The organism is Klebsiella sp. 1SOBk5mer, from assembly GCF_046603115.1.
GTDB classification, from domain to species: domain Bacteria; phylum Pseudomonadota; class Gammaproteobacteria; order Enterobacterales; family Enterobacteriaceae; genus Klebsiella; species Klebsiella quasipneumoniae.
The window spans coordinates 1-20,663 of sequence record NZ_JBKIUU010000015.1; the positions used below are offsets into that span (position 1 = coordinate 1).

The 20,663-nt window shown below is 60.3% G+C and carries 23 protein-coding genes; 9 read left to right on the forward strand and 14 right to left on the reverse strand.

Annotated elements, in window-relative coordinates:
* Positions 1–321: 321 nt before the first annotated feature.
* The 5 genes from phnV to phnR all read right to left on the reverse strand — a co-directional run bounded on the left by phnV (position 322) and on the right by phnR (position 5,009).
* On the reverse strand, positions 322–1,119 hold the full coding sequence (phnV, locus tag ACLH1U_RS22770; RefSeq protein WP_032454408.1) for a 2-aminoethylphosphonate ABC transport system, membrane component PhnV: 798 nt from the start codon (positions 1,117–1,119) through the stop codon (positions 322–324).
* Between the two features lie 2 nt (positions 1,120–1,121).
* The gene (gene phnU / locus ACLH1U_RS22775; RefSeq protein ID WP_105491089.1) at positions 1,122–1,982 is read right to left on the reverse strand and encodes a 2-aminoethylphosphonate ABC transporter permease subunit; all 861 of its coding nucleotides are present in this window, start codon (positions 1,980–1,982) and stop codon (positions 1,122–1,124) included.
* The gene (phnT, locus tag ACLH1U_RS22780) at positions 1,982–3,094 is read right to left on the reverse strand and encodes a 2-aminoethylphosphonate ABC transport system ATP-binding subunit PhnT (protein ID WP_032454410.1); all 1,113 of its coding nucleotides are present in this window, start codon (positions 3,092–3,094) and stop codon (positions 1,982–1,984) included. Before phnT ends, phnU begins: the two co-directional genes overlap by 1 nt.
* A gap of 5 nt (positions 3,095–3,099) precedes the next feature.
* Complete coding sequence (phnS, locus tag ACLH1U_RS22785) at positions 3,100–4,113, reverse strand: 2-aminoethylphosphonate ABC transporter substrate-binding protein (protein WP_023291429.1); 1,014 nt, start codon at positions 4,111–4,113, stop codon at positions 3,100–3,102.
* 176 nt (positions 4,114–4,289) lie between these two features.
* Entirely contained in the window at positions 4,290–5,009 is a 720-nt protein-coding gene (phnR, locus tag ACLH1U_RS22790) for a phosphonate utilization transcriptional regulator PhnR (protein ID WP_023291430.1), read from the reverse strand.
* Positions 5,010–5,149: 140 nt separating this feature from the next.
* Here phnR and phnW point away from each other — a divergent pair, with 140 nt between their 5' ends.
* Both phnW and phnX read left to right on the forward strand, forming a co-directional pair.
* On the forward strand, positions 5,150–6,253 hold the full coding sequence (gene phnW, locus ACLH1U_RS22795) for a 2-aminoethylphosphonate--pyruvate transaminase (protein ID WP_044525082.1): 1,104 nt from the start codon (positions 5,150–5,152) through the stop codon (positions 6,251–6,253).
* 9 nt (positions 6,254–6,262) lie between these two features.
* Positions 6,263–7,072 carry a phosphonoacetaldehyde hydrolase gene (phnX, locus tag ACLH1U_RS22800; RefSeq protein WP_072421456.1) on the forward strand — a complete coding sequence of 270 codons (810 nt, stop codon included), beginning with the start codon at positions 6,263–6,265 and terminating at the stop codon, positions 7,070–7,072.
* Here phnX and nepI read toward each other — a convergent pair.
* Entirely contained in the window at positions 7,069–8,262 is a 1,194-nt protein-coding gene (gene nepI / locus ACLH1U_RS22805; RefSeq protein WP_032454414.1) for a purine ribonucleoside efflux pump NepI, read from the reverse strand. The two genes, phnX and nepI, sit on opposite strands and share 4 nt — an antisense overlap.
* A gap of 211 nt (positions 8,263–8,473) precedes the next feature.
* On the opposite strand from nepI, the gene ACLH1U_RS22810 reads away from it, so the two are divergent.
* Both ACLH1U_RS22810 and ACLH1U_RS22815 read left to right on the forward strand, forming a co-directional pair.
* On the forward strand, positions 8,474–8,833 hold the full coding sequence (locus tag ACLH1U_RS22810) for a type II toxin-antitoxin system RelE/ParE family toxin (protein WP_032454415.1): 360 nt from the start codon (positions 8,474–8,476) through the stop codon (positions 8,831–8,833).
* Complete coding sequence (locus ACLH1U_RS22815) at positions 8,817–9,140, forward strand: helix-turn-helix domain-containing protein (RefSeq protein ID WP_004173862.1); 324 nt, start codon at positions 8,817–8,819, stop codon at positions 9,138–9,140. Before ACLH1U_RS22810 ends, ACLH1U_RS22815 begins: the two co-directional genes overlap by 17 nt.
* A gap of 90 nt (positions 9,141–9,230) precedes the next feature.
* Here the strand turns inward: ACLH1U_RS22815 and ACLH1U_RS22820 are convergent, their stop codons facing one another.
* The 8 genes from ACLH1U_RS22820 to ivbL all read right to left on the reverse strand — a co-directional run bounded on the left by ACLH1U_RS22820 (position 9,231) and on the right by ivbL (position 17,090).
* Positions 9,231–9,683 (reverse strand): DUF1198 family protein, encoded by a 453-nt coding sequence (locus ACLH1U_RS22820; RefSeq protein ID WP_004901545.1) that lies wholly within the window; start codon positions 9,681–9,683, stop codon positions 9,231–9,233.
* Between the two features lie 136 nt (positions 9,684–9,819).
* A complete protein-coding gene (uhpT, locus tag ACLH1U_RS22825) occupies positions 9,820–11,211 on the reverse strand; it encodes a hexose-6-phosphate:phosphate antiporter (RefSeq protein ID WP_004202242.1) in 1,392 nt (463 codons plus the stop codon).
* Positions 11,212–11,356: 145 nt separating this feature from the next.
* A complete protein-coding gene (locus ACLH1U_RS22830) occupies positions 11,357–12,685 on the reverse strand; it encodes an MFS transporter (RefSeq protein WP_023291436.1) in 1,329 nt (442 codons plus the stop codon).
* A gap of 11 nt (positions 12,686–12,696) precedes the next feature.
* The gene (gene uhpB, locus ACLH1U_RS22835; RefSeq protein ID WP_072199062.1) at positions 12,697–14,178 is read right to left on the reverse strand and encodes a signal transduction histidine-protein kinase/phosphatase UhpB; all 1,482 of its coding nucleotides are present in this window, start codon (positions 14,176–14,178) and stop codon (positions 12,697–12,699) included.
* Positions 14,179–14,195: 17 nt separating this feature from the next.
* A complete protein-coding gene (gene uhpA / locus ACLH1U_RS22840) occupies positions 14,196–14,789 on the reverse strand; it encodes a transcriptional regulator UhpA (protein WP_105491091.1) in 594 nt (197 codons plus the stop codon).
* A gap of 121 nt (positions 14,790–14,910) precedes the next feature.
* On the reverse strand, positions 14,911–15,198 hold the full coding sequence (ilvN, locus tag ACLH1U_RS22845; protein ID WP_017899675.1) for an acetolactate synthase small subunit: 288 nt from the start codon (positions 15,196–15,198) through the stop codon (positions 14,911–14,913).
* Positions 15,199–15,201: 3 nt separating this feature from the next.
* Positions 15,202–16,890, reverse strand: coding sequence for an acetolactate synthase large subunit (gene ilvB / locus ACLH1U_RS22850; RefSeq protein ID WP_023291439.1), 1,689 nt, complete (start codon positions 16,888–16,890; stop codon positions 15,202–15,204).
* Positions 16,891–16,994: 104 nt separating this feature from the next.
* Positions 16,995–17,090, reverse strand: coding sequence for an ilvB operon leader peptide IvbL (gene ivbL / locus ACLH1U_RS22855; RefSeq protein WP_002923286.1), 96 nt, complete (start codon positions 17,088–17,090; stop codon positions 16,995–16,997).
* A 12-nt stretch (positions 17,091–17,102) separates the two neighbouring features.
* Here ivbL and ACLH1U_RS22860 point away from each other — a divergent pair, with 12 nt between their 5' ends.
* The 5 genes from ACLH1U_RS22860 to emrD all read left to right on the forward strand — a co-directional run bounded on the left by ACLH1U_RS22860 (position 17,103) and on the right by emrD (position 20,637).
* Positions 17,103–17,270, forward strand: coding sequence for a hypothetical protein (locus tag ACLH1U_RS22860; RefSeq protein ID WP_168381024.1), 168 nt, complete (start codon positions 17,103–17,105; stop codon positions 17,268–17,270).
* 450 nt (positions 17,271–17,720) lie between these two features.
* A complete protein-coding gene (gene tisB / locus ACLH1U_RS22865; protein ID WP_004145059.1) occupies positions 17,721–17,840 on the forward strand; it encodes a type I toxin-antitoxin system toxin TisB in 120 nt (39 codons plus the stop codon).
* Positions 17,841–17,930: 90 nt separating this feature from the next.
* Positions 17,931–18,377, forward strand: coding sequence for a GNAT family N-acetyltransferase (locus ACLH1U_RS22870; RefSeq protein WP_004202251.1), 447 nt, complete (start codon positions 17,931–17,933; stop codon positions 18,375–18,377).
* 66 nt (positions 18,378–18,443) lie between these two features.
* Complete coding sequence (locus ACLH1U_RS22875; protein ID WP_032454417.1) at positions 18,444–19,277, forward strand: DMT family transporter; 834 nt, start codon at positions 18,444–18,446, stop codon at positions 19,275–19,277.
* Between the two features lie 175 nt (positions 19,278–19,452).
* Complete coding sequence (gene emrD, locus ACLH1U_RS22880) at positions 19,453–20,637, forward strand: multidrug efflux MFS transporter EmrD (RefSeq protein WP_194859890.1); 1,185 nt, start codon at positions 19,453–19,455, stop codon at positions 20,635–20,637.
* Positions 20,638–20,663: the final 26 nt, after the last annotated feature.

Consider the following 20,663-nt stretch of genomic DNA (forward strand, 5'->3'; position numbering starts at 1 on the left):
AGCGTTGTCGAAGGAGCGTTCCCGGCTGGCGCTACGCTTAGCCGGGCTACGACTGGTGCGCTCCATTTATGCCGGATGGCGGCATACATGCCTTATCCGGCCTACGTTCCTTCCTGCGGGCTCCCCCTGTAGGCCCGCGCAAGCGCAGCGCCGCCGGGCAGGACACTTCAAGCTCCATACCTGTGGTTGTGCCGGATGGCCGCATCAATGCCTTATCCGGCCTACGTTCCTGAGGAGGCCTGCGGGATCCCCCCGTAGGCCCGCGCAAGCGCAGCGCCGCCGGGCGGTCAGGCGCCAGCTCCGCATGACGACATCCACTCTTTATCTCTGACACAAACGACGGGCGATGCGCTCCAGCTTCATCATCAACAGCAGCGTGACGCCCACCAGCACGATGGTCAGCGCCGAGCCATCGGCGATATTACCGCGATCGGTCAGGCTGAAAATGGTCACCGGCAGGGTGGTCCAGCCCGGCGGATAGATCATCACCGTCGCTCCCAACTCCCCCATCGACAGCGATAAGCTCAGCGCCAGCGCCGAGATCATCCATGGCGTCATCAGCGGCAGCGTCACATGGCGCAGGCGGTACCACGGGGAAGCGCCCAGGCTGGAGGCGACGTTTTCAATATCAGCGGAAATTCGCGCCAGCCCGGTGGTCACGTTGCTGAAGGTAAAGGCCGAGATCAGCACGAAATGCGCTGCAAGGACGATAAAGAAGGTGCCATTCATCTGCAGCGGCCCCTGGCTGAAGGCCACCAGAATGCCCAGTCCCACTGAAACCGAGGGGATGGCGCTGGGCAGATAAAACATCAACCCAAGATATTTCTGCAGCTTCGCGCCCGTCTGGCGTAGCGCCAGCGCCGCCCACATCCCGCACAGCAGCGCCAGCAGGCTGGCGCAGAAGCCCACCATCAGGCTGGAAAACAGCGAATCCCACGCCGCGCCGCGAAAAGCGTTAACAAAGTGGGCAAAGGTAAAGCCGGTGGGCAGCAGGCCGTTCCACTGCTGGCTCAGGCTGGAGAGCAAAATCACCGCCAGCGGCAGCAGGAAGATGCCGGCAAAGAGCGTCACCGCCAGCGCGCCCGCCGCCGCGCGGCCTTTACGCGACCAAATCAACATCGTTAACTCCTTACGCCAGTGCGCGCCGCCGCCAGCCGATAGAGCATAAACAGCCCCAGCGACAGCAGAATATTCATCAGCGCGATCATGCAGGCCACGCTGTAATCCGACTCCAGAATCGCCTTGCTGTAGACCATCATCGGCAGGGTATTGACCCCTTTGGCGCCGATAAACAGCACGATACCGAACTCGTTAGTGGTCAACAGCAGGCACAGGCTGCCCCCCGCCATCAGCGCCGGCAGCGCCGCCGGGAAGATAACCTGGGTCATCACCCGCAGCGGGTGAGCGCCAAGAATACTCGCCGCTTCCAGCTGACTCTTATCGATCTGCCGCAGTCCGGCCATCAACGGGCGCATCACCAGCGGCGTAAAGACGGTGATCTCCGCCAGGATCACGCCGTTAATCGAATAGAGGAAGTCCACCGGCGGCAGTTCAAAGGCGAACAGCGCCATCAGGGCGCCGTTGAGCAGCCCCGCCGAGCCGTAAATAAAGGTGAACGCAAGAGTGATAAGGAAGGTCGGCAGCGCAATAAAAGTATCGATCACCCGGCAAATCAGCTGGCTGCCGGGGAACGGAATAAAAACCAGAATCAGCGCCAAAACGCTGCCGAGCACCAGGCAGCCAAGGGTAGCGAACACCGCAATCTGTAAGGTATTGAGCAGCGCGCCAATAAAGCGTTTTGAGTCAATCACCTGCCAGAAGGTTTCGAGGCTCAGATCGCCGCTGGCGTCGCGCAGCGCCTGTTCGGCGATCAGCAACAGCGGATAGAAAAACAGCGTCGCCAGCACCAATAGCGGCAACGCCAGCCACAGGTAAGGGCGCAGGTTTCGCGCCGGGCGCGTAAGGATTAAGGTTTGCGCCATCATTGCTCCTCGATCAGAACCGCATCGCCAGGTTCGAAGTAGAGCGCCAGCTTGTCGCCCGCGCGCGGCAGGGGGTTGACGTGAGTCATGACGATCCGCACCGCTTCGCCCGCGACGTCGCACAGCAGATGCGTCAGATCGCCCTGCCAGTGTACCGAAGTCAGGGTGGCGTTGAGGCGATTACTGGTTGCCGATCGCGGCGCCAGGCTCATATGCTGCGGGCGAATGCATAACAGCTTGTTGTTGCCATGCAGCCCGCCCCGGCTGAAGGCGTTAACCAGGCCGCCGCCGCAGCTCACGTTAACCAGACCCGGCTGAAGACTATCGGTCAGCGCCGTCGCCTGCAGGATATTGGCGCGGCCGAGGAATTCGGCGCTAAAGCGGTTCGGCGGATAGTGGTACAGCTCGTGCGTTTCGCCATGGGCGATCAGCGACCCGTCTTTCATAATGCCGATTTTATCCGCCAGAGTGAGCGCTTCGGTCTGATCGTGGGTGACGTAGAGGATGGTCAGCTCCGGCAGTTCGCGGTGCAGACGGGCAATCTCTTCCACCATGTTATGACGAATTTGCGCATCCAGCGCCGACAGCGGTTCATCAAGCAACAACACCCGAGGACGCACGGCAATGGCGCGGGCTATCGCGACGCGCTGCTGCTGGCCGCCGGAAAGCTGATGCGGATAGCGGGTGGCGTAGTCCGCCATACCAACGATTTTTAAGGCTTCAGTCACCCGCCCGGCGATCAGCGCCCTGGGCTGCTTTTGCGCCCGCAGGCCGAAGGCGACGTTGTCTTCCACCTTCATATGGGGGAACAGCGCGTAGTTCTGCACCACCATCGCCAGCCCGCGCTGGTAAGGCGGCAGGTGGGTGACGTCCGTGTCGCCGATCAGGATCCGCCCGCCAGCCGGTTGCACAAATCCGGCAATCGCCCGCAGCACGGTGGTTTTCCCGGAACCGGAAGGGCCAATCAGCGCCAGCACCTCACCGGGTTCAATGGTCAATGACAGCGGTTTTAAGACCACGTTGCCGTGGTAGGAAACACGCAGCGAGTCCAGGGTGATCCCGGAAGTCCCCGCCAGCGACGGGGAAGGCGTGACGGTCGTTTTCATTAACATCAGGCTTACTCGCTATCGGTCACTTTATGCCAGCGGGCGATATCCGCCGAGAGAGAAAGCGCAACGTCGTCCCAGTTGGGTTCCCAGCGCTTCACGCCGTCGAGCGCCGCCTGCGCCGCCTTAAAGTTAGCGTCATCCGGCGCCACGTCGTTGCGTACCGGTAAGCCCCAGGAGCGCGCGCTGACGCTGGATTGCGCCGGTTTATCCAGCAGGAAATTAATCAGCTTTTTGCCGTTTTCGCTGTTCGGCCCGTTCTGCACCAGCCCGATGGTGTAGGGCAGCGCCAGCGCGCTGCGCTCGCCGTTATCATCCGCCGGCCAGAAAATTTTAACGTTCGGGTTACGCGCCATCTGCGACAGGTTCATCTGCAGATCGCCGTTGGCGACGTACAGCTCGCCTTTGTTGACCAGCGCCGTCAGCTTGCCGGTGGAGGCCGATGGGCCGACGTTATTGGCCTGGAGCTTGCCAAGATAGGCAAAGCCAGCGTCTTTACCGCCAAGGCTGTGGAAGGCCTGCAGCATCACCGCGGTGCCGTCCCCCGCCTGGCCCGGCGTGGAATACTGCAGCTTATTCTTAAAGCGGCTATCCAGCAGATCCTGCCAGCTGGCCGGCGCGGTTTTCAGCAACTGACCGTTATAGATGAAGGTCAGATAGTTGTTCACCAGCGGCGAATAGCGGTCGTTGGCGCCAGGGATCTGCGCGCTGCCCTGTGGAGTAAAGGTGGCCAGCAGCTGCTCTTTCGCGGCGCGCTGGATAAACGGCGGCACCGTGACCAGTACGTCGGCCTGCGGATTGGTGCGCTCCTTCGCCAGACGCTCGACAATCGCGCCGGAGCCGCCTTCCACATACTGCACTTTGATGCCCGTCGCTTTGGTGAAGGCGTCGAACTGGCTCTGATACCAGCTGTTATCGCCGTCATGCAGGCCGTCGGCGGAGTAAACCGTGACGACGCCGTCCGCCCAAACCGGGGAGCTGGTCAGCGCGAACAGGGACAGCAGGGCAAGTCGGGAGAGTTTCATCGTGTTAGCCTCATCGCAGTTAGTTATTCTGGTGTAGACCAGATTTGCCTTCACGCTACCGGGGGTTTATGACAAAACGATGAAAGAAGTGTGTCGAAAGAGTTAAAACGAGGGGAGGCATAGCCCCGGTTAACGCTGACGCCACCGGGGACACGGGAAGGATTAATGCAATAAAATCAATGGGTATCGACTTCGATCCGTAGGCTGTCATGCCGCCAGTATTCGATATCGTAGTCAAGAATACGCCCGTGCTGATCGTAATTCAGCCTGCGCAGCAGCAGCGCCGGGCGCCCCTCCATCACCCCCAACGCCGCTGCGGCCTGCGGCGGCATGGAGGTGGGATAAAACGACAAATGCATACTGGTATAGATCAGGTCGTACTGGCTCTGATAAATCTCGGTCAGACTGCCGTTGAGATCGTGGCGCAGCAGCTCCGGCACCCGGGCCGGCAGGCAGTGGTTTTCGCAATAGCACACCGGACGCCCGTCGGCATAGCGCAGACGGGTCAGCAGGTAGACCTGATCGAAGGGCTGCAGCGCCAGCGGCGCCATCACATCCAGCGGCACGGCGGATAACCGGCCATCAAGCAGCACCGTTTTCGGCTCACGTCCCTGCTCGAGACACAGCTTGTGGAAGTTGGTGTTCTGCGTCGGATCCAGCCACAGCCGCTCCGGCGTCACAAACCAGCCGCGGCGGTCGGCGCGGTAGATCACGCCGCTGGCCTCCAGCTGCGCCAGGCTCTCGCGCACGGTGATACGGGTCGTGTTGAACAACGCGCACAGCTCGCGCTCGGAAGGCAATTTATCGCCGCTTTTGAGGGCGCCGTTTTGAATACGCGCCTGCAGCTGCGCCTTAATCATCAGGTATTGCGGCATCTCGCCAGAGGGTGATTTCATGTTTACTCGCTGCCACTTTTGGTGCGCTCATTATACATAGCCAGATGAATTTTTTGTTGCAGCGCCACATTTCCTTTGACCCTGCCCCGGCTTTGTCTCCATGATAAATACCAATCTGGTATATACCAATGGTGAGACAAATGACTTCACGAAACTACCTGCTGCTGACCCCCGGCCCGCTAACCACCTCCCGCACAGTGAAAGAGGCGATGTTATTCGATAGCTGCACCTGGGATGATGATTACAATCTCGGCGTGGTACAGACCATTCGTCAGCAGCTGGTGCAGCTGGCCACCCCGGCCGCCGGGTATACGGCGGTGCTGCTGCAGGGCAGCGGCAGCTACGCGGTCGAAGCGGTGCTCGGCAGCGTCATCGGCGAACAGGGCAAAGTGCTGATCGTCAGCAATGGCGCCTATGGCGCGCGCATGATTGAGATGGCGCAGCGGATGGGTATCGCCTTCCACCCTTACGACTGCGGCGAAGTCGCCCGCCCGGACGCCGCGGCGATCGCGCGGATCCTGCGGGATGACCCGGCGATCACCCATATCGCGATGGTGCATAGCGAAACCACCACCGGGATGCTCAACCCGATTGAAGAGGTGGCCGCGCTGGCGAAAGAGTATGGCAAACGCTATATCGTCGATGCGATGAGCAGCTTCGGCGGCATTCCGCTGGATATCGCCGCGCTGAATATTGACTACCTGATAAGCTCTGCCAACAAGTGCATTCAGGGCGTGCCGGGCTTCGCCTTCGTCATCGCCCGCGAATCGGAGCTGGCCGCCTGCAAAGGCCGCTCGCGCTCGCTGTCGCTGGATCTTTACGCCCAGTGGCGCTGTATGGAGGATAACCACGGCAAGTGGCGCTTCACCTCGCCGACCCATACCGTGCTGGCCTTCGCCCAGGCGCTGAAAGAGCTGGCCCAGGAGGGCGGCGTCAGCGCCCGCCATCAGCGCTATACCCGCAATCAGCGCCGACTGGTAGCCGGAATGCGCGCGCTCGGCTTCCGGCCGCTGCTCGACGACAGCCTGCACTCGCCGATCATTACCGCCTTTTATTCACCGGATGCGCCGCAGTATCGCTTTCACACCTTCTACCAGAAGCTGAAAGATCAGGGCTTCGTTATCTATCCCGGCAAAGTGTCGCAAAGCGATTGCTTCCGCATCGGCAACATCGGCGAAGTCTACGACGCCGACATCACCGCCCTGCTGGCGGCCATCGACAACGCCATGTACTGGAAACAATAAGGAACCGCCATGAACCGTATCACCGCACTCATTCTCGACTGGGCCGGCACCACCGTGGACTTCGGCTCCTTCGCGCCGACGCAAATTTTCGTCGAGGCCTTCCGCCAGGCCTTCGATATTGAGATCACCCTTGAAGAGGCCCGCGTACCGATGGGGCTTGGCAAATGGCAGCACATTGAGGCGCTGGGCAAACTGCCGTCGGTCGACAGCCGCTGGCAGGCGAAATTTGGCCGGGCGATGACGGCCGCTGATATCGATGCGATCTACGCCGCGTTTATGCCGCTGCAAATCGCTAAGGTTGTCGATTTTTCCGCTCCGATCGCCGGCGTGGTCGACACCCTCGCCGCGCTGCGCGCCGACGGACTGAAGATCGGCTCCTGCTCGGGCTATCCGCGCCCGGTGATGGAAAAACTGGTTCCAGCCGCTGCCGCCCAGGGCTATGCCCCGGACCACTGGGTCGCCACCGATGACCTTGCCGCCGGCGGGCGTCCCGGGCCGTGGATGGCGCTGCAGAACGTGATTGCCCTGGGCATAGACGATGTGGCCCACTGCGTGAAGGTCGACGATGCCGCGCCGGGCATCAGCGAAGGGTTACATGCCGGGATGTGGAGCGTCGGCCTGGCGGTGTCGGGAAATGAATTTGGCGCCACCTGGGAGGCGTATCAGGCGATGTCGAAAGAGGAAATCGCCACCCGTCGCGAGCGGGCGGCAGGCAAGCTGTATGCCGCCGGGGCGCATTATGTGGTTGATACCCTGGCGGACCTGCCGGGGGTGATTGTCGACATCAACGCCCGGCTGGCAAAAGGCGAGCGTCCTTAAGCGGGTGAATTCACCTTCACTTTGGCCGCCACCAGCAGGCCGGTAAACAGCATCAATACCCCTGACAACACCAGCGGCGACAGCAGGCCTAAATGGTCAAGCGCAATGCCGCCGACAGCGGCGCCGCAGGTGTTGGCCAGCTGGATCACCGCCACCTGAATCGACCCGGCTTTTTCCGCCTGATCGGAGAGGGAACGGGTGATCCACGTTGACCACCCCACCGGGATCAAGGCGAACGCGAAGCCCCAGATGATCGCCACCGTCGAGGCGACGATTTTGCTTTCCCCCCACAGCACCAGCGCCGCCGCGCAGGCGGTCAGCACCAGCGGCGCAATCGCCAGCGCCGCTTTCACTGAGCGTTTGAGCAGCACCGAGGAGAGCGACGTGCCGATGAAGCTGGCGATACCAAAGCTCAGCAGCACCAGCGTCAGGCCATCGACATCAAACCCGGCGAGGGTCATGTACACCGGGCGAATATAGGTAAAGAAGGCGAACTGTCCGGCAAAAGCCATGAAAATGGCGCACATGCCGGCCATCACCCCCGGCCGCTTCAGCAGGCCAAACATTTTTTGCTGCTGAGCTGCCGATTCACCCGGCAGCGACGGCAGCGCTTTCAACACCCAGATCGTACACAGCACGCCCATCACCGCCGCGCCGTTAAACACGTTGCGCCAGCCGATAAGCCCGCCAAGGAAACTGCCCAACGGGGCGGCGATCACCAGCGCGATGGATACCGCGCCGAAGATAATCGACAGCGCTTTCGGCACCACGCGCATCGGCACCAGACGCATGGTCAGCGAGGCTGACATCGCCCAGAAACCGCCGAGCGCTAGCCCCAGACAGGCGCGTCCCAGCAGCAGCAGGGTGAAGCTATCGGCAAAGGACACCAACAGGCAGGAAAGGGTCAGCAGCAGCGAAAAGAGGATCACCACGTAGCGGCGATCGGTTTTGCCAATGACGGAGGTGATAAACAGGCTGGAAAACATCGCGACGAACGCCGTCGTCGTCACCGACTGCCCGGCCATCCCTTCGGAGATGCCTAAATCCAGCGCCATCGGCGTCAGCAGACTGACCGGTAGAAATTCGACGGTAATCAGGCAGGCGACGCAGAAAGCAACCGCGAAAACTGCCGACCAGTTTGGTCGCGCGAGCTCGCGTGCGTGGGTTTTGGCTTCATTTGAATGACTCATGAGTGACCTGCGAAGAAAGTGGCGGAAAGCTGCGCAGTGTAACATTTTGTTTGTGACGCATTTAACGTTTTCGCAACTCTTCTCGCTTTTCATAAGAGGATGCGTAGCTGCTCGCATGTTTAAAAAAACGATGCTTGCTATCGCTTTAACAAATCTCAGGAGAATTTAATGTAGCACTATGTGCTATACTTTTAACGACAGGATGTCAGCAATGCGTATCTTTAAAACCAAATGGTTCGCCAGAGAGGCTAGCTCTCATGGCATTTCCGACGACGAGCTCTATCAGGCAATTCAATCTGCGCTTCAGGGCAAAGTGGTTGATTTAGGAGGAGGGGTTTATAAAAAGCGACTCAACAAGAATCGCGATCGCGCAATCATCCTTACCAAAAGCGCAGGGTATTGGTTTTATACCTTTCTATATGCCAAACAGGATATGGCCAATATCAACCATCGCGAATTAATGGGGTTTCGTGAGTTAGCAAAACACTATGCCAATCTCTCTGAAGAGAAAACGACGGCCTTAGTTAAAAGTAAAGAATTGGTGGAGATTTGCGATGACAGCAAAAAATAAATACAAAAGCCCGGCTTTCGAAGCGATCCATAGCGCTGCGTCGGGGCTATTCAGCGTTGGCGCAATCCCACAGGAAACAATGCGCCATTTTGATGAATCATGTCTCGGTAGCGTAGCCGCACTTCAACCCATTGAAATTAAAGCGCTACGTGAACAACTCAATGTTAGCCAACCCGTGTTCGCTCGTTATCTGAATACCAGTGTGTCTACCGTGCAAAAATGGGAGACTGGCGCTAAACGACCGAGCGGAATGTCATTAAAATTGCTTAGCGTCGTACAAAAACACGGCCTGAAAATCCTACTGTAGTTATTCTGCCGGATGGCGCTTACGCTTATCCGGCCTACAAGGAACGTAAGGGAGATATGGTTTTGAACCACAGGCCGGATAACAATGATATCAGTGCAACCAGTGCACGCCGTCTTCCGGGAGAAACAGGTCGTTATAGCGCTGCTGAAGGTTATGCAAATCGCTCACATCCGGATCCAGCTCGCGCAGAAACCCTTGCGCAAGGCGGATTTGCGCGTCGGTGATCGGCGCCGCTAAACGCGCTTTTTGCATCAGGCGATACCAGTAATGCAGGTTTTTTTCGCTGGCGTCGACAATCGCAACCTGCCAGATCAGCAGCACCTGCGCGGCATTCTGCAGATGCGCTTCATTCGGCCGTTCCAGGTAACGCAAATACTCATTGCCGGCGGTTTTACCCAGTTGATCGATCATCGATTCCAGCGGGACGGGCGTAATGCCAAGGCGTTCACTCAGGCGGCGGATCGCGCGGCGTGAATCAGAGGTAAGCACCCGAAATCCCACAACAAACACCACTACCAGGGTGGCCAGTCCTATCCAGATCATGCATCCTCTCATCCAATCGCAGCCTGACTATCATAATGGGAATTTGCCTGCTGTCGACTGCCGGACCTGGCATAATGCGCAAGAAATAAAAAAGCCCGGCGCGAAGGCCGGGCAAGGTTACCCAATACCTGGTGAATCAGGCGGTCTGCAAAATGCGATTCTTTTTCTCGCGGCGAATTTTACGCTCTTCGAAGATAGCCACGATGGCCATCAGGCAGATACAGCCGATGGCGGCGGCGTCCAGCGCCGCAAAGGTGCCGGCCCAGCCGGTGAGACCGAAGACCGGCGTGCCGTCGGCGATCATCCCCAGGCCCAGCTTGGCGAAGCTATCGCCGATCAGATAGGCGAAAGTGCCCTTGATCCCATCGGCGGCGCCGATCGCTTTTTTCGGTACGAAACCGACGGCGGCGACGCCGATCAGCAGCTGCGGACCAAACACCAGGAAGCCCAGCGCAAACAGCGAGGCCAGATAGACGTACTGGTTGCTGGCATGTTGATAAACGCCGAGGGTGGCGATAATCAGCGCCAGCGCGATGCAGGCCACCAGCGCGCGGCGGCCGTTGGCCAGGTCCGACAGCCAGCCCCACAGCAGCGTGCCAACCAGGGCGCCGACTTCAAACAGGGTAAAGCCCTGAATCGCCACCTCTTTAGACAGCTTCAGCTCCTGGAAGGCATACACGGTGGACCACTGATCGATACCAATACGCACCACGTAGAGGAAGATGTTGGAGAAGCACAGCAGCCAGATCACTTTGTTTTTCAGCACGTACTCAACAAAGATCTGCCACTTGGTCATCGCGTTTTCTTCGGTCTCTTTATCCTCTTCGCTGATCGCTTCGCCAAACAGCTCTTCCGCCGTGCCGAGGCCATAGGATTCCGGGGAGTCGCTACCATAGCGCAGGCCAATAAAGCCGACGATTAACGCAATAATCGACGGGAAGATAAACATGCCGATCACGTGGCCGTCGAACAGATAGTTGGCGCCAAACAGCGCCACGCCCGCCGCGCCGGCGCCGCCGAGGTTGTGAGAGATATTCCAGAAGCCGAGGAAGGTGCCGCGCTTACGGCGAGGCGTCCACTTGGTGATGGTGGAATAACTGCACGAGCCGCCGGTGCTCTGGAAAAAACCGCTCAGCGCATAGAAGGCGATCATCAGGAACAGGCTGGTGGAACCCGCGCCCATGCTGGCGCTAAAGCCCAGCATGCAGATGGCGGAGAGGATCAGCATAAACGGCAGGAACTGCTTGGTGTTTTTGCCATCGGCATAGTAGGAAACCAGGGTTTTCCCTACGCCGTAGGTAATGGAGAAGCCCAGGCCAATCATCCCCAGCTGCGTCATGCTCAACCCGTAAGTGGAGATCATGTCGTTCTGCGCAATATTAAAGTTCTTGCGGATCAGATACATGGTCAGGTAGCCGATGAAGACCACCAGATAGGACTGCATGAAAGGTTTGAACCACATTTTGCGCCGCACGTCGAGCGGCAGATCCAGGGTCGGCTTACGAACCTGATTCAGAAAGGCCAGCATGGGTATCTCCTGAGCTGATTTTTTATGCCTGCGTCATAGCCAGGCATTGTAAAAATCAGCGCGCCGTCTGGCCTGAGACGGCGTCCAGGTGAAACCGGGAAAATTTCCTAGTTTTGCCCCATTCGCGGCGAAAGAGTGAGATGCATCACGCTTCACTGGCGGCGCGCGGCGCCTGGGCGTTTAAGAAAGGCAGCAGCAGCAGCGCGGAAATGCCGGCGGCAATCGCGATCGCCACGAAGAATCCGGTCCAGTGCCAGATATCCATTACCTGCGCCAGCGGCCAGCCGGAAAGCGACGCGCCAAGATACGCGAACAAGCCGACAAACCCGGTGGCCGCCCCGGCGGCCTCTTTATGCGAACACTCCGCCGCCGCCATGCCGATCAGCATCTGCGGGCCGAAGACGAAGAAACCGGTGGTGAAGAAGCAGGCCGCCTGCATCACGTAGCTGGCGAACGGCATCAGCCACAGGCCGCCAACCGACAGCAAAATTCCGGCGGCGAAGATCAGGTTCATCGGCCCGCGATTGCCGTTAAACAGCTTATCCGAGCCCCACCCCGCCACCAGCGCGCCGATAAATCCGCCCAGCTCGAACATGGTCACCGCCGAGTTAGCGGTCACCAGATCGACGCCAAGCGTCTCCGACATATACAGATTGCCCCAGTCGTTAATCGCCGCCCGCACCACGTACACCAGCACATAGCACAGCGACAGCAGCCAGATATAGGGGTTGGCCAGCACGTAGCGGGTGAGGATTTCTTTACGCGTCAGTCCGGCGCCCTCCTGCTGCTGGGCAATCTCCAGCGCATCGTGACGCCAGTCGCCGACGGCGGGTAGCCCCACCGCCTGCGGACGATCCCGCAGCCGCCAGCACAGGTATAATCCGGCGAGGATCGCCAGGCCCCCGGCGATGATCATCCCCGCGCGCCAGCCGTAATGTAGCGCCGCCGCCCCCACTACCATCGGGATCAGCGCGCCGCCAACGTTATGCGCCGTATTCCACAGCGCCCACCAGCCGCCGCGTTCGGTGCGTGAATACCAGGCCGTCAGCAGCCGGGCGCAGACCGGCGAGCCCCACCCCTGGAAGAAGGCGTTCAGCGCCCACAGCAGGGCGAAGGCCCACAGTGAGGAAGAAAAACCGAACAGAATATTCACCACCCCGGTGGCGATAAGCCCCAGCCCCATAAAATAGCGGGCGTCGGAGCGGTCGCTGACGATACCGGAGAAAAATTTCGACAGTCCGTAGGTGATGTAGAACAGCGTGGCCAGCAGCCCGATATCGCTGCGGGTCAGCACGTTGCTGGCGAGAATATCAGGAACCGCGGCGTTAAAGCTTTTGCGGGTGAAATAGAACAGCGCGTAGCCCAGCCAGATGGTCAACAGGATATGGCGACGCCAGTAGCGATAACGCGCATCAAGCTCGCGTTTATCGCTAATCGGCGCGGCGTCCGGCGGGGCTTTTAAAAAGGCGAACATCGGCGATCCTCTCAGGCGTAACGCAGCGGTAGATTGACGCACACCCGGGTACCGTGGGTGCAGGAGATCGTCAGCGTGCCCCCCAGGGCGGTCACGCGCTCGCGCATGCCGGTCAGACCGAACCCCTGCGCGCTGGAGCCCGGCGGCAGGCCGCAGCCGTCATCCTCCAGCACCAGCATCAGTCGCTCCTCCTGCTGCCAGCCCTGCAGGGTCACGGCGCTGGCGCTGGCATGCTTGACGATATTGTTCAGTCCCTCCTGGCAGACGCGGAACAGGGTCACGCGCTGGTTTTCACTCAGCCCCGCCTCGTTAATCCGCCAGTCGAGATGGCTGACGATGCCGCGGTCCTCCAGCTCCATTTCGCGCATCAGAGAACGTACCGCCTGCTCCAGCGGCAGGTCGTCAAGCTGGCGCGGACGAAGACGGCCCAGCAGGCGACGCACCGAGTCATACACCCCTAGCGACAGGTGTTCAATCAATTGGCCGCTCTGGCGAACGCTGGCGTTGTCCGGCGCCAGCCGCTGGACGATCCCCGCCTGGGTGCGTATTGCCGTGATGGTCTGCCCGATATCATCGTGGAGCTCGCGGGCAACGTCGCGGCGCACGCTCTCTTCAGTCTCCAGCAGACGATCCGCCAGCCGCCGATTGCGCGCCAGCTCGCTCTGTAGCGACTGGTTCAGCTCGCGCAATCGCTGGATCCCCGCCCCCAGCAGCAGCCCGGTGAGGCTCTGCGCCAGCAGCGAAAGCAGGAGATCGACGGGGTGATCGTGCCAGGTCTGGCTGGCAATCAGGGCGATCGCGTTCATCAGCGTAGCGATCAGCGCTCCCTGCCAGCCGTAGTGCCAGGCCAGAGCGATAATCGGCAGCGCGAGGCAAAACGGGGTAAAGCGGGAGAGCTCGGCGGGCAGCCCAAGCTGCAGCCACAGGCTTATGGTGAATAACAGCAGATACCAGATCAGATGCCGCCCGCGCCAGTTTACCGGCTGCGCCACCAGCGACGGCCCCAGCGGCCGCCAGACGGTGCTGGTGAGGTAGTGCCAGAACACCAGACAGGTCGGCGCCAGGGTCAGGCCGCCGGTGAGCGTCAACAGCAGGGCGTTAAGCCCCTCGTCCCCCTCCGCCAGCCAGGGCAGCGATTGCAGCAGCGCGGCGGCCATTAACGCCCCGCCCTGACGCAGAAGCGTCAGCCAGTCGCGCTGCTGGCGATATCGCGAGATCAGCGCCACCGGCAGGAGGGTCAGCAGGCTTCCGGTCATCAATATTATCGGATGCGCCAGCGCCACTTCCTGCGTCAGCCAGAAGATCAGCAGCCACTCGCTTCCCAGCAGCACCGGCCAGTAGCCGCGCGGGCACTGGAGCATCAGCCCCAGCCGCAGGCCGAAGGGGAACAGCAGCACCGCCAGATCGGCGCGCTCCACCAGATGCAGGCTGATGCTCCACAGACAAAACCAGGCGGCGGCGAAGATAAAGGCGCAGCCGATCACCGACAGCAGGCGCGGGAGTAAGGTCTTCATTGCCAGCTGTCAAACATGCGGCGCGCCAGCTCGACGTCATTGCTGACGCCCAGCTTTTCCAGCAGGTTGGCGCGGTGAACGTGGACGGTTTTCGGCGACAGCCCGAGCTCAGCGGCGATCTCTTTTACCGCCATGCCCTGCGCCAGCTTTTCCGCCACCTGACGTTCGCGTTTGGTGAGCGGATCCTGGCGCCCGGCGGCCAGCTTCATGGCGATATCCGGCGTGAGATAGCAGCCGCCCGCCGCCACCGTGCGCACCGCGGCGATAAGTTCGTCCGGGCTGCAGCGTTTCGACAGAAAGCCGCGCGCGCCGGCGTTGAGCGCCTGCTCGACCAGCGCCGGGCTGTCGTGCACCGACAGCATGATGGTCGCCATCCCCTTCGGCAGCTGGCTGAGCAGCTCCAGCCCGGAAATATCCGGCATCGAGATATCGCAGATACAGACCTGAACGCCGCGCCCCGGCAACCCCGCCAGCGCCTCGCGGCTGCTGCCAAATTCGGCGACAACCTGAAAATCTGTTTCCAGCCCCAGCAGCTGAGCAAAGCCGGAGCGGACAATCAAATGATCGTCAATAAGGGCGATGGTGGTCATGATAGGGTCCTGGTGCCTGAGGCGACAAAGCGCTGTGTCCGTAGGCCGGATTAGCGCAGCGCCATCCGGTAAAGGCGCTTACCTTAACCATAAGCACCTTACCGTTCAAGCCTTGCGCGATTTACTCGAAGAACACCGCAATTTTGTTAAACATGGTGGGATCGGACTGGTTACGCGCCACTTTGGTGACATCTTCCAGCTTTTCAATCTGACTAATCATCTGCCCGAGACGCTGATCGTCGTTCACCAGCAGCCAGATGCGGCTGTGTTCGCTGCCCTGAATCGGTAGACAGAGAATACCTTCGACGTTAAACGCGCGGCGGGCAAAAAGCCCGCAGACGTGGGTCATGACGCCGGGGTGGTTGCGGACGGTGAGTTCCAGGATGACGTTATCACAGTGTTTTTGCATGGCTTATTCCCCCACCATTTCAGTATTAGCCGCACCCGGCGGTACCATCGGATACACTTTCTGCTGCGCGTCGATGCGCACGTGGATCAGCGCCGGCCCCGGACGGTCGATGATCGCCTGCAGCGCTGCCTGCGGATCGGCTTCGTTATTTAAATCACAGGTTTGCAGGCCAAAACCGGCGGCAATCTGCATAAAGTTAATCATCCCCGGATAGGTGGCGGCAAAAACCCCCTGCTGATAAAACAGGCTCTGCTGCTGATGCACCAGCCCCAGCGCTTCGTTGTTCAGCAGGATAATTTTTACATCCAGCTGATTTTCAGCGGCGGTGGCCATCTCCTGAATATTCATCATCAGGCTGCCGTCGCCGGAGAAGCAGATAACCTTGCGCTGCGGATTCGCCAGCGCCGCGCCGATCGCCGCCGGCAGGCCGAAGCCCATGGTGCCAAGACCGCCGGAGGTCAGCCACTGGCGCGGACGGTTGAGCGGGTAGGCCTGCGCCGTCCACATCTGGTGCTGGCCTACGTCGGTGGTGATGATCGCTTCATCATCCACGCAGGCGGCCACGGCGTTAATCAGGCCATAATGAGAGAGCGGGTCGCTTTCCTGCGGGATGGCGCAGGGGAATTCGCGCTGCAAGTCGGCCACCAGCTGGCGCCACTCCTCGCGCGGCTGCGCCTCAACCTGCGGGTTCAGCTGGGCTAAGACTTCCGCCACATCGCCCTGAATCGCCACGTGCGGTTGCTTAATTTTGCCCAGCTCGGCGCGGTCGATATCGACGTGGATAATCTTCGCGTTCGGGCAGAACTGCTCGGTCTTGCCAATCGCCCGGTCATCAAAACGCGCGCCTAAAACAATCAGTAAATCCGCTTCCTGCAGAATGAAGTTGGTGCTGCGCGCGCCATGCATGCCCAGCATCCCCAGCGACAGCGGGTGCGCCTTCGGCAGCATGCCCAGCGCCATCAGGGTCATGGTGGTCGGCAGGTTGGCTTTTTCCGCCAGCTCACGGATCTCCTGCGGCGCGTTAATTACCCCGCCGCCCAGATAGAGCACCGGACGCTTCGCCGCGTTGATCATCGCCGCCGCTTCGCGCACGCTTTCGGGGGCGAATGCCGGCGCTGCGGCGCGCTCGCCCGGCTCCGGCAGCGTTTCCAGCTCAATGGTCGCCGACTGTACGTCCTTAGGAATGTCTATCCACACCGGCCCGGGACGCCCGGACTGAGCAATACGGAAGGCGTCGCTGATCACCTGCGGCAGCTCGGCGATGTCGCGCACCAGATAGTTATGTTTGGTGATGGGGATAGAGATGCCGTAGGTGTCCACTTCCTGGAAGGCGTCGGTGCCGATCATCGATGCCGGCACCTGGCCGGTGATGCAGACCAGCGGAATCGAATCCAGGCGGGCATCGGCGATCGCCGTCACCAGGTTCGTCGCCCCCGGGCCGCTGCAGGCCATACAGACCGCCGGTTTGCCTTCGGTACGCGCCATCCCCTGGGCGATAAAGCCCGCGCCCTGCTCGTGGCGCGCCAGGATGTGGCGGATCTGCGTGCTCTGGCTTAAGGCATCGTAGATAGGCAGGATGGAGCCGCCCGGAATGCCGCTAACCATAGTGATACCCTGGCGTTCCAGTAAATGAACAACCAGCTGCGCGCCGGTAAAGCGCATTGTGTTTGATGTGGTGCCCGAACTTGCCATGCTCCAGTCCTTTTCTTCTGGGCCGACTTTACCGGGGGGCTCGCCAACAAAAAACCCCGCTCGGTTTGCGCCGGCGGGGTTTGGAATTCGTGTTGTTCCGGACCCTACGGCGCATTGCCGACGACGACCACCACAGACACGACGACCACCGCGGCTGGCGCGGTTTTTAGTAGGGTCGAAGCGATCAGGGTTGCGTTCATTAGGGACCTGTTGTGTCGAAAAATAAGCTGAATTTATACAAACACAGGTTTTACGTTTTCACAATGGATTTATTTTCATCCACGAAAATTTGCGCGAAAGATCACAGTTCGACGCAAAAGGGCAGAAAACAAAAAACCCCGCCGGAGCGAGGTTTTTATCAGCATGGTTACAGGTGGTAGCCGCAAGCACACTGTATTACGTCAACGCCAAAAGTATACGCGATCGCTGCAGTTCGCGCAATTTAAGGTCGGTTTTTCTCTGTCATAGAGTATGGGATAGCGCGGCGGATTTGTCCAAAAAATACTGTTCATCCATACAGTATTTATCTATACTGGGTGTGTTCACGGTGTGCCATTCGGGGGCCGCAAGTTTGACCGGCGCAACGAAGTCCTGGCTGAAACGGGTGGTGCCGTCAGTGCCTTAACCCCGAGAGAGCACACTGTGTTACGTCAACAACGTGCAGTCACTGGCCCGCGCGGCAACGCGTGGTTCAGCGCTGCGCACCCCTGTCGTTGCAGGCGGCGGGCCGGGAAGCCGTCCACGGAAGGAGCCACCACAGGCCAGGGCGACGCCGCCGGCGACAGGCAGGGATAAGCTGACAACGGGCAGCGGAAAGGTACGTCAGCTTATTGTGCTCCTTAACCACAGGAGACGCGCGTATGGGCGGAATGGATATTATTATTTTAATCCTGAAACTCATGGTTGCTGTGTTGCAACTACTTGATGCAGTCCTGAAACAGTTCCGCTGATTCAGGTTCAAGTCGCACCTGAGGGGGGCGGGAAACCGCCCCCCTGCAGGCGCCCGCCGGGCGTCCCGGGATGACTTGATGGAGGAAGCTATGCCACCCCTGTTAATTGCCGCCACGACGCCGGATGCCCCGGGGTTCGCGGCGCTGCGCACCGAAAGCCTTGAACAGCATTTCAATATGCTGCGCCGCCTGGCGGAAAACTGGCAGAGCGGCAAAAACCGCTTTACCGCGCCGGGCGAAACGCTGCTGGGCGCCTTCGTGAATCACCAGCTGGTTGGGGTATGCGGCATCAATAGCGATCCCTTCAGCCCCCAGCCGCGGGCCGGGCGTATTCGCCACCTCTACATCAGCGAGCGCTACCGCCGCCGGGGGATCGGCCAGCAGCTGCTGGTCTCGGTTATCACCCACTCCAGCGCCTGGTTCGATTTTCTCAACACCCACGCTCCGGCGCAGGCCTGGCCCTTTTATGAAAGACTTGGCTTTCGCCCGGTGTACGATGAACCGCGGGTGACGCATCGCCTGTTTTGTTCGCTGTAGCCCCGCTGGCTGGCAGCGCGGGCGCGTGTTACAGTCCGGTGACCTTCACTGTTGAACCTGTCTGCGATGACCCTCACCGTATTCTGCATTTTGCTGTTCGCCGCCCTGCTGCACGCCAGCTGGAACGCTATTGTCAAAGCCAGCGGCGATAAAATGTACGCGGCGATCGGCGTCAGCGGCTCGGCCGCGCTGCTCGCCCTGGTGATGCTGCCCTTTGCCCCGCAGCCCACGCTGACCAGCGCCCCCTATCTGCTGGCGTCGTGCGCGTTACAGGTGGTGTATACGGTGCTGGTGGCGAAGACCTATCAGGTGTCGGATATGAGCCAGACCTATCCACTGATGCGGGGGACTGCCCCGTTGCTGGTGGCGGCGATAAGCGTGCTGTTTCTCGGCGATCGTTTGTCGCCGCTGGCCTGGCTGGGCATCGGCGTCATCTGTCTGGCCATTCTGGCGATGGCCTTTAACGGCCGCGCCAGCTCCCGCAAAGGCATCGTGCTGGCGCTGATCAACGCCTGCTTTATCGCCGGCTATACGCTGGTGGATGGCACCGGCGTCCGGCTGGCGGGCTCGGCGCTGGGCTACACCCTGTGGACCTTTTTTATGAACGGCTTCTGCCTGCTAAGTTGGGCAATGATAACCCGCCGCGCTGAAGCCAGCCGCTATCTGCGCCTGCACTGGCGAAAAGGTATCCTCGGCGGGATCGGCACCATGGGCTCCTACGGCCTGGCGCTGTGGGCGATGACCCAGGCGCCGCTGGCGGTGGTCGCCGCGCTGCGTGAAACCTCCATTTTGTTCGGCGCGCTGATCGCGTTTATCGTCCTGAAAGAGCAACTGATGCCGCTGCGCATCGTCGCCGCCTGCGGGATTGCCGCCGGGGCGATCCTCCTGCGCCTCGCGTAGCCTGAAATGGCAACATTAGTTGCCGTTCCTGTTTACATAATCTGCCTGGAATTCCCTCAACAATCGGCACTTTGCAGTTGTTATGTCATTTTTATATGGTAGATTCCTCCATCGTTTACGGGGTGTGCCAGTCACATATTCTTCATTTTTATTTACTCACAAAGTATTCATCGACATGAAACGGCATAAAAACTTCAATTTGTTGTTGATGCTGGTACTGCTGGTGGCCGTCGGCCAGATGGCGCAGACCATCTATATTCCGGCCATCGCCGACATGGCGGTCGCGCTGAACGTCCGCGAAGGGGCGGTACAAAGCGTAATGGCGGCCTACCTGCTGACCTACGGTATTTCACAGCTGTTTTACGGCCCGCTCTCCGACCGCGTGGGTCGCCGCCCGGTGATCCTCGTCGGGATGTCGATTTTTATTCTGGCGACGCTGGTAGCCATTACCACCCATAGCCTGCCGGTGCTGATCGCCGCCAGCGCCATGCAGGGGATGGGCACCGGCGTCGGCGGCGTGATGGCGCGCACCCTGCCCCGCGATCTGTACGAAGGCGCCCAGCTGCGTCATGCCAATAGCCTGTTAAATATGGGCATTCTGGTCAGCCCGCTGATTGCCCCGCTGCTCGGCGGCATCCTCGACACCCTGTGGAACTGGCGCGCCTGTTACGCCTTCCTGCTGGTGCTGTGCGCAGGGGTGACCTTTAGCATGGCGAAATGGATGCCGGAAACGCGACCGGAGGGCGCGCCGCGCACCAAACTTCTGGCCAGCTACAAAACGCTGTTCGGCACCGGCGCCTTTAACTGTTACCTGCTCATGCTGATCGGCGGCCTGGCGGGGATTGCGGTATTCGAAGCCTGTTCCGGCGTACTGATGGGCGCGGTGCTCGGCCTGAGCAGCATGGCGGTGAGTATTCTGTTTATTCTGCCGATCCCGGCCGCCTTCTTCGGCGCCTGGTTTGCCGGCCGGCCGAACAAGCGTTTCCCGACCCTGATGTGGCAATCGGTTATCTGCTGCCTGCTGGCGGGTCTGATGATGTGGATCCCGGGGCTGCTGGGCGTCATGACCGTCTGGACCCTGCTGGTGCCGGCGGCGCTGTTCTTCTTTGGCGCCGGCATGCTGTTCCCGCTGGCCACCAGCGGCGCGATGGAGCCATTCCCGTTCCTCGCCGGTACCGCCGGGGCGCTGGTTGGCGGCTTGCAGAATATCGGTTCCGGCGTGCTGGCCTGGCTGTCAGCAATGATGCCGCAAACCGGTCAGAGCAGTCTCGGACTGCTGATGATGCTGATGGGCCTGTTGATTCTGCTGTGCTGGCTGCCGCTGGCCTCGCGCTTTACCCATCATCAGCAGCCGGTATAAGCGCGGCGGCCATTCCCCGGATAGCG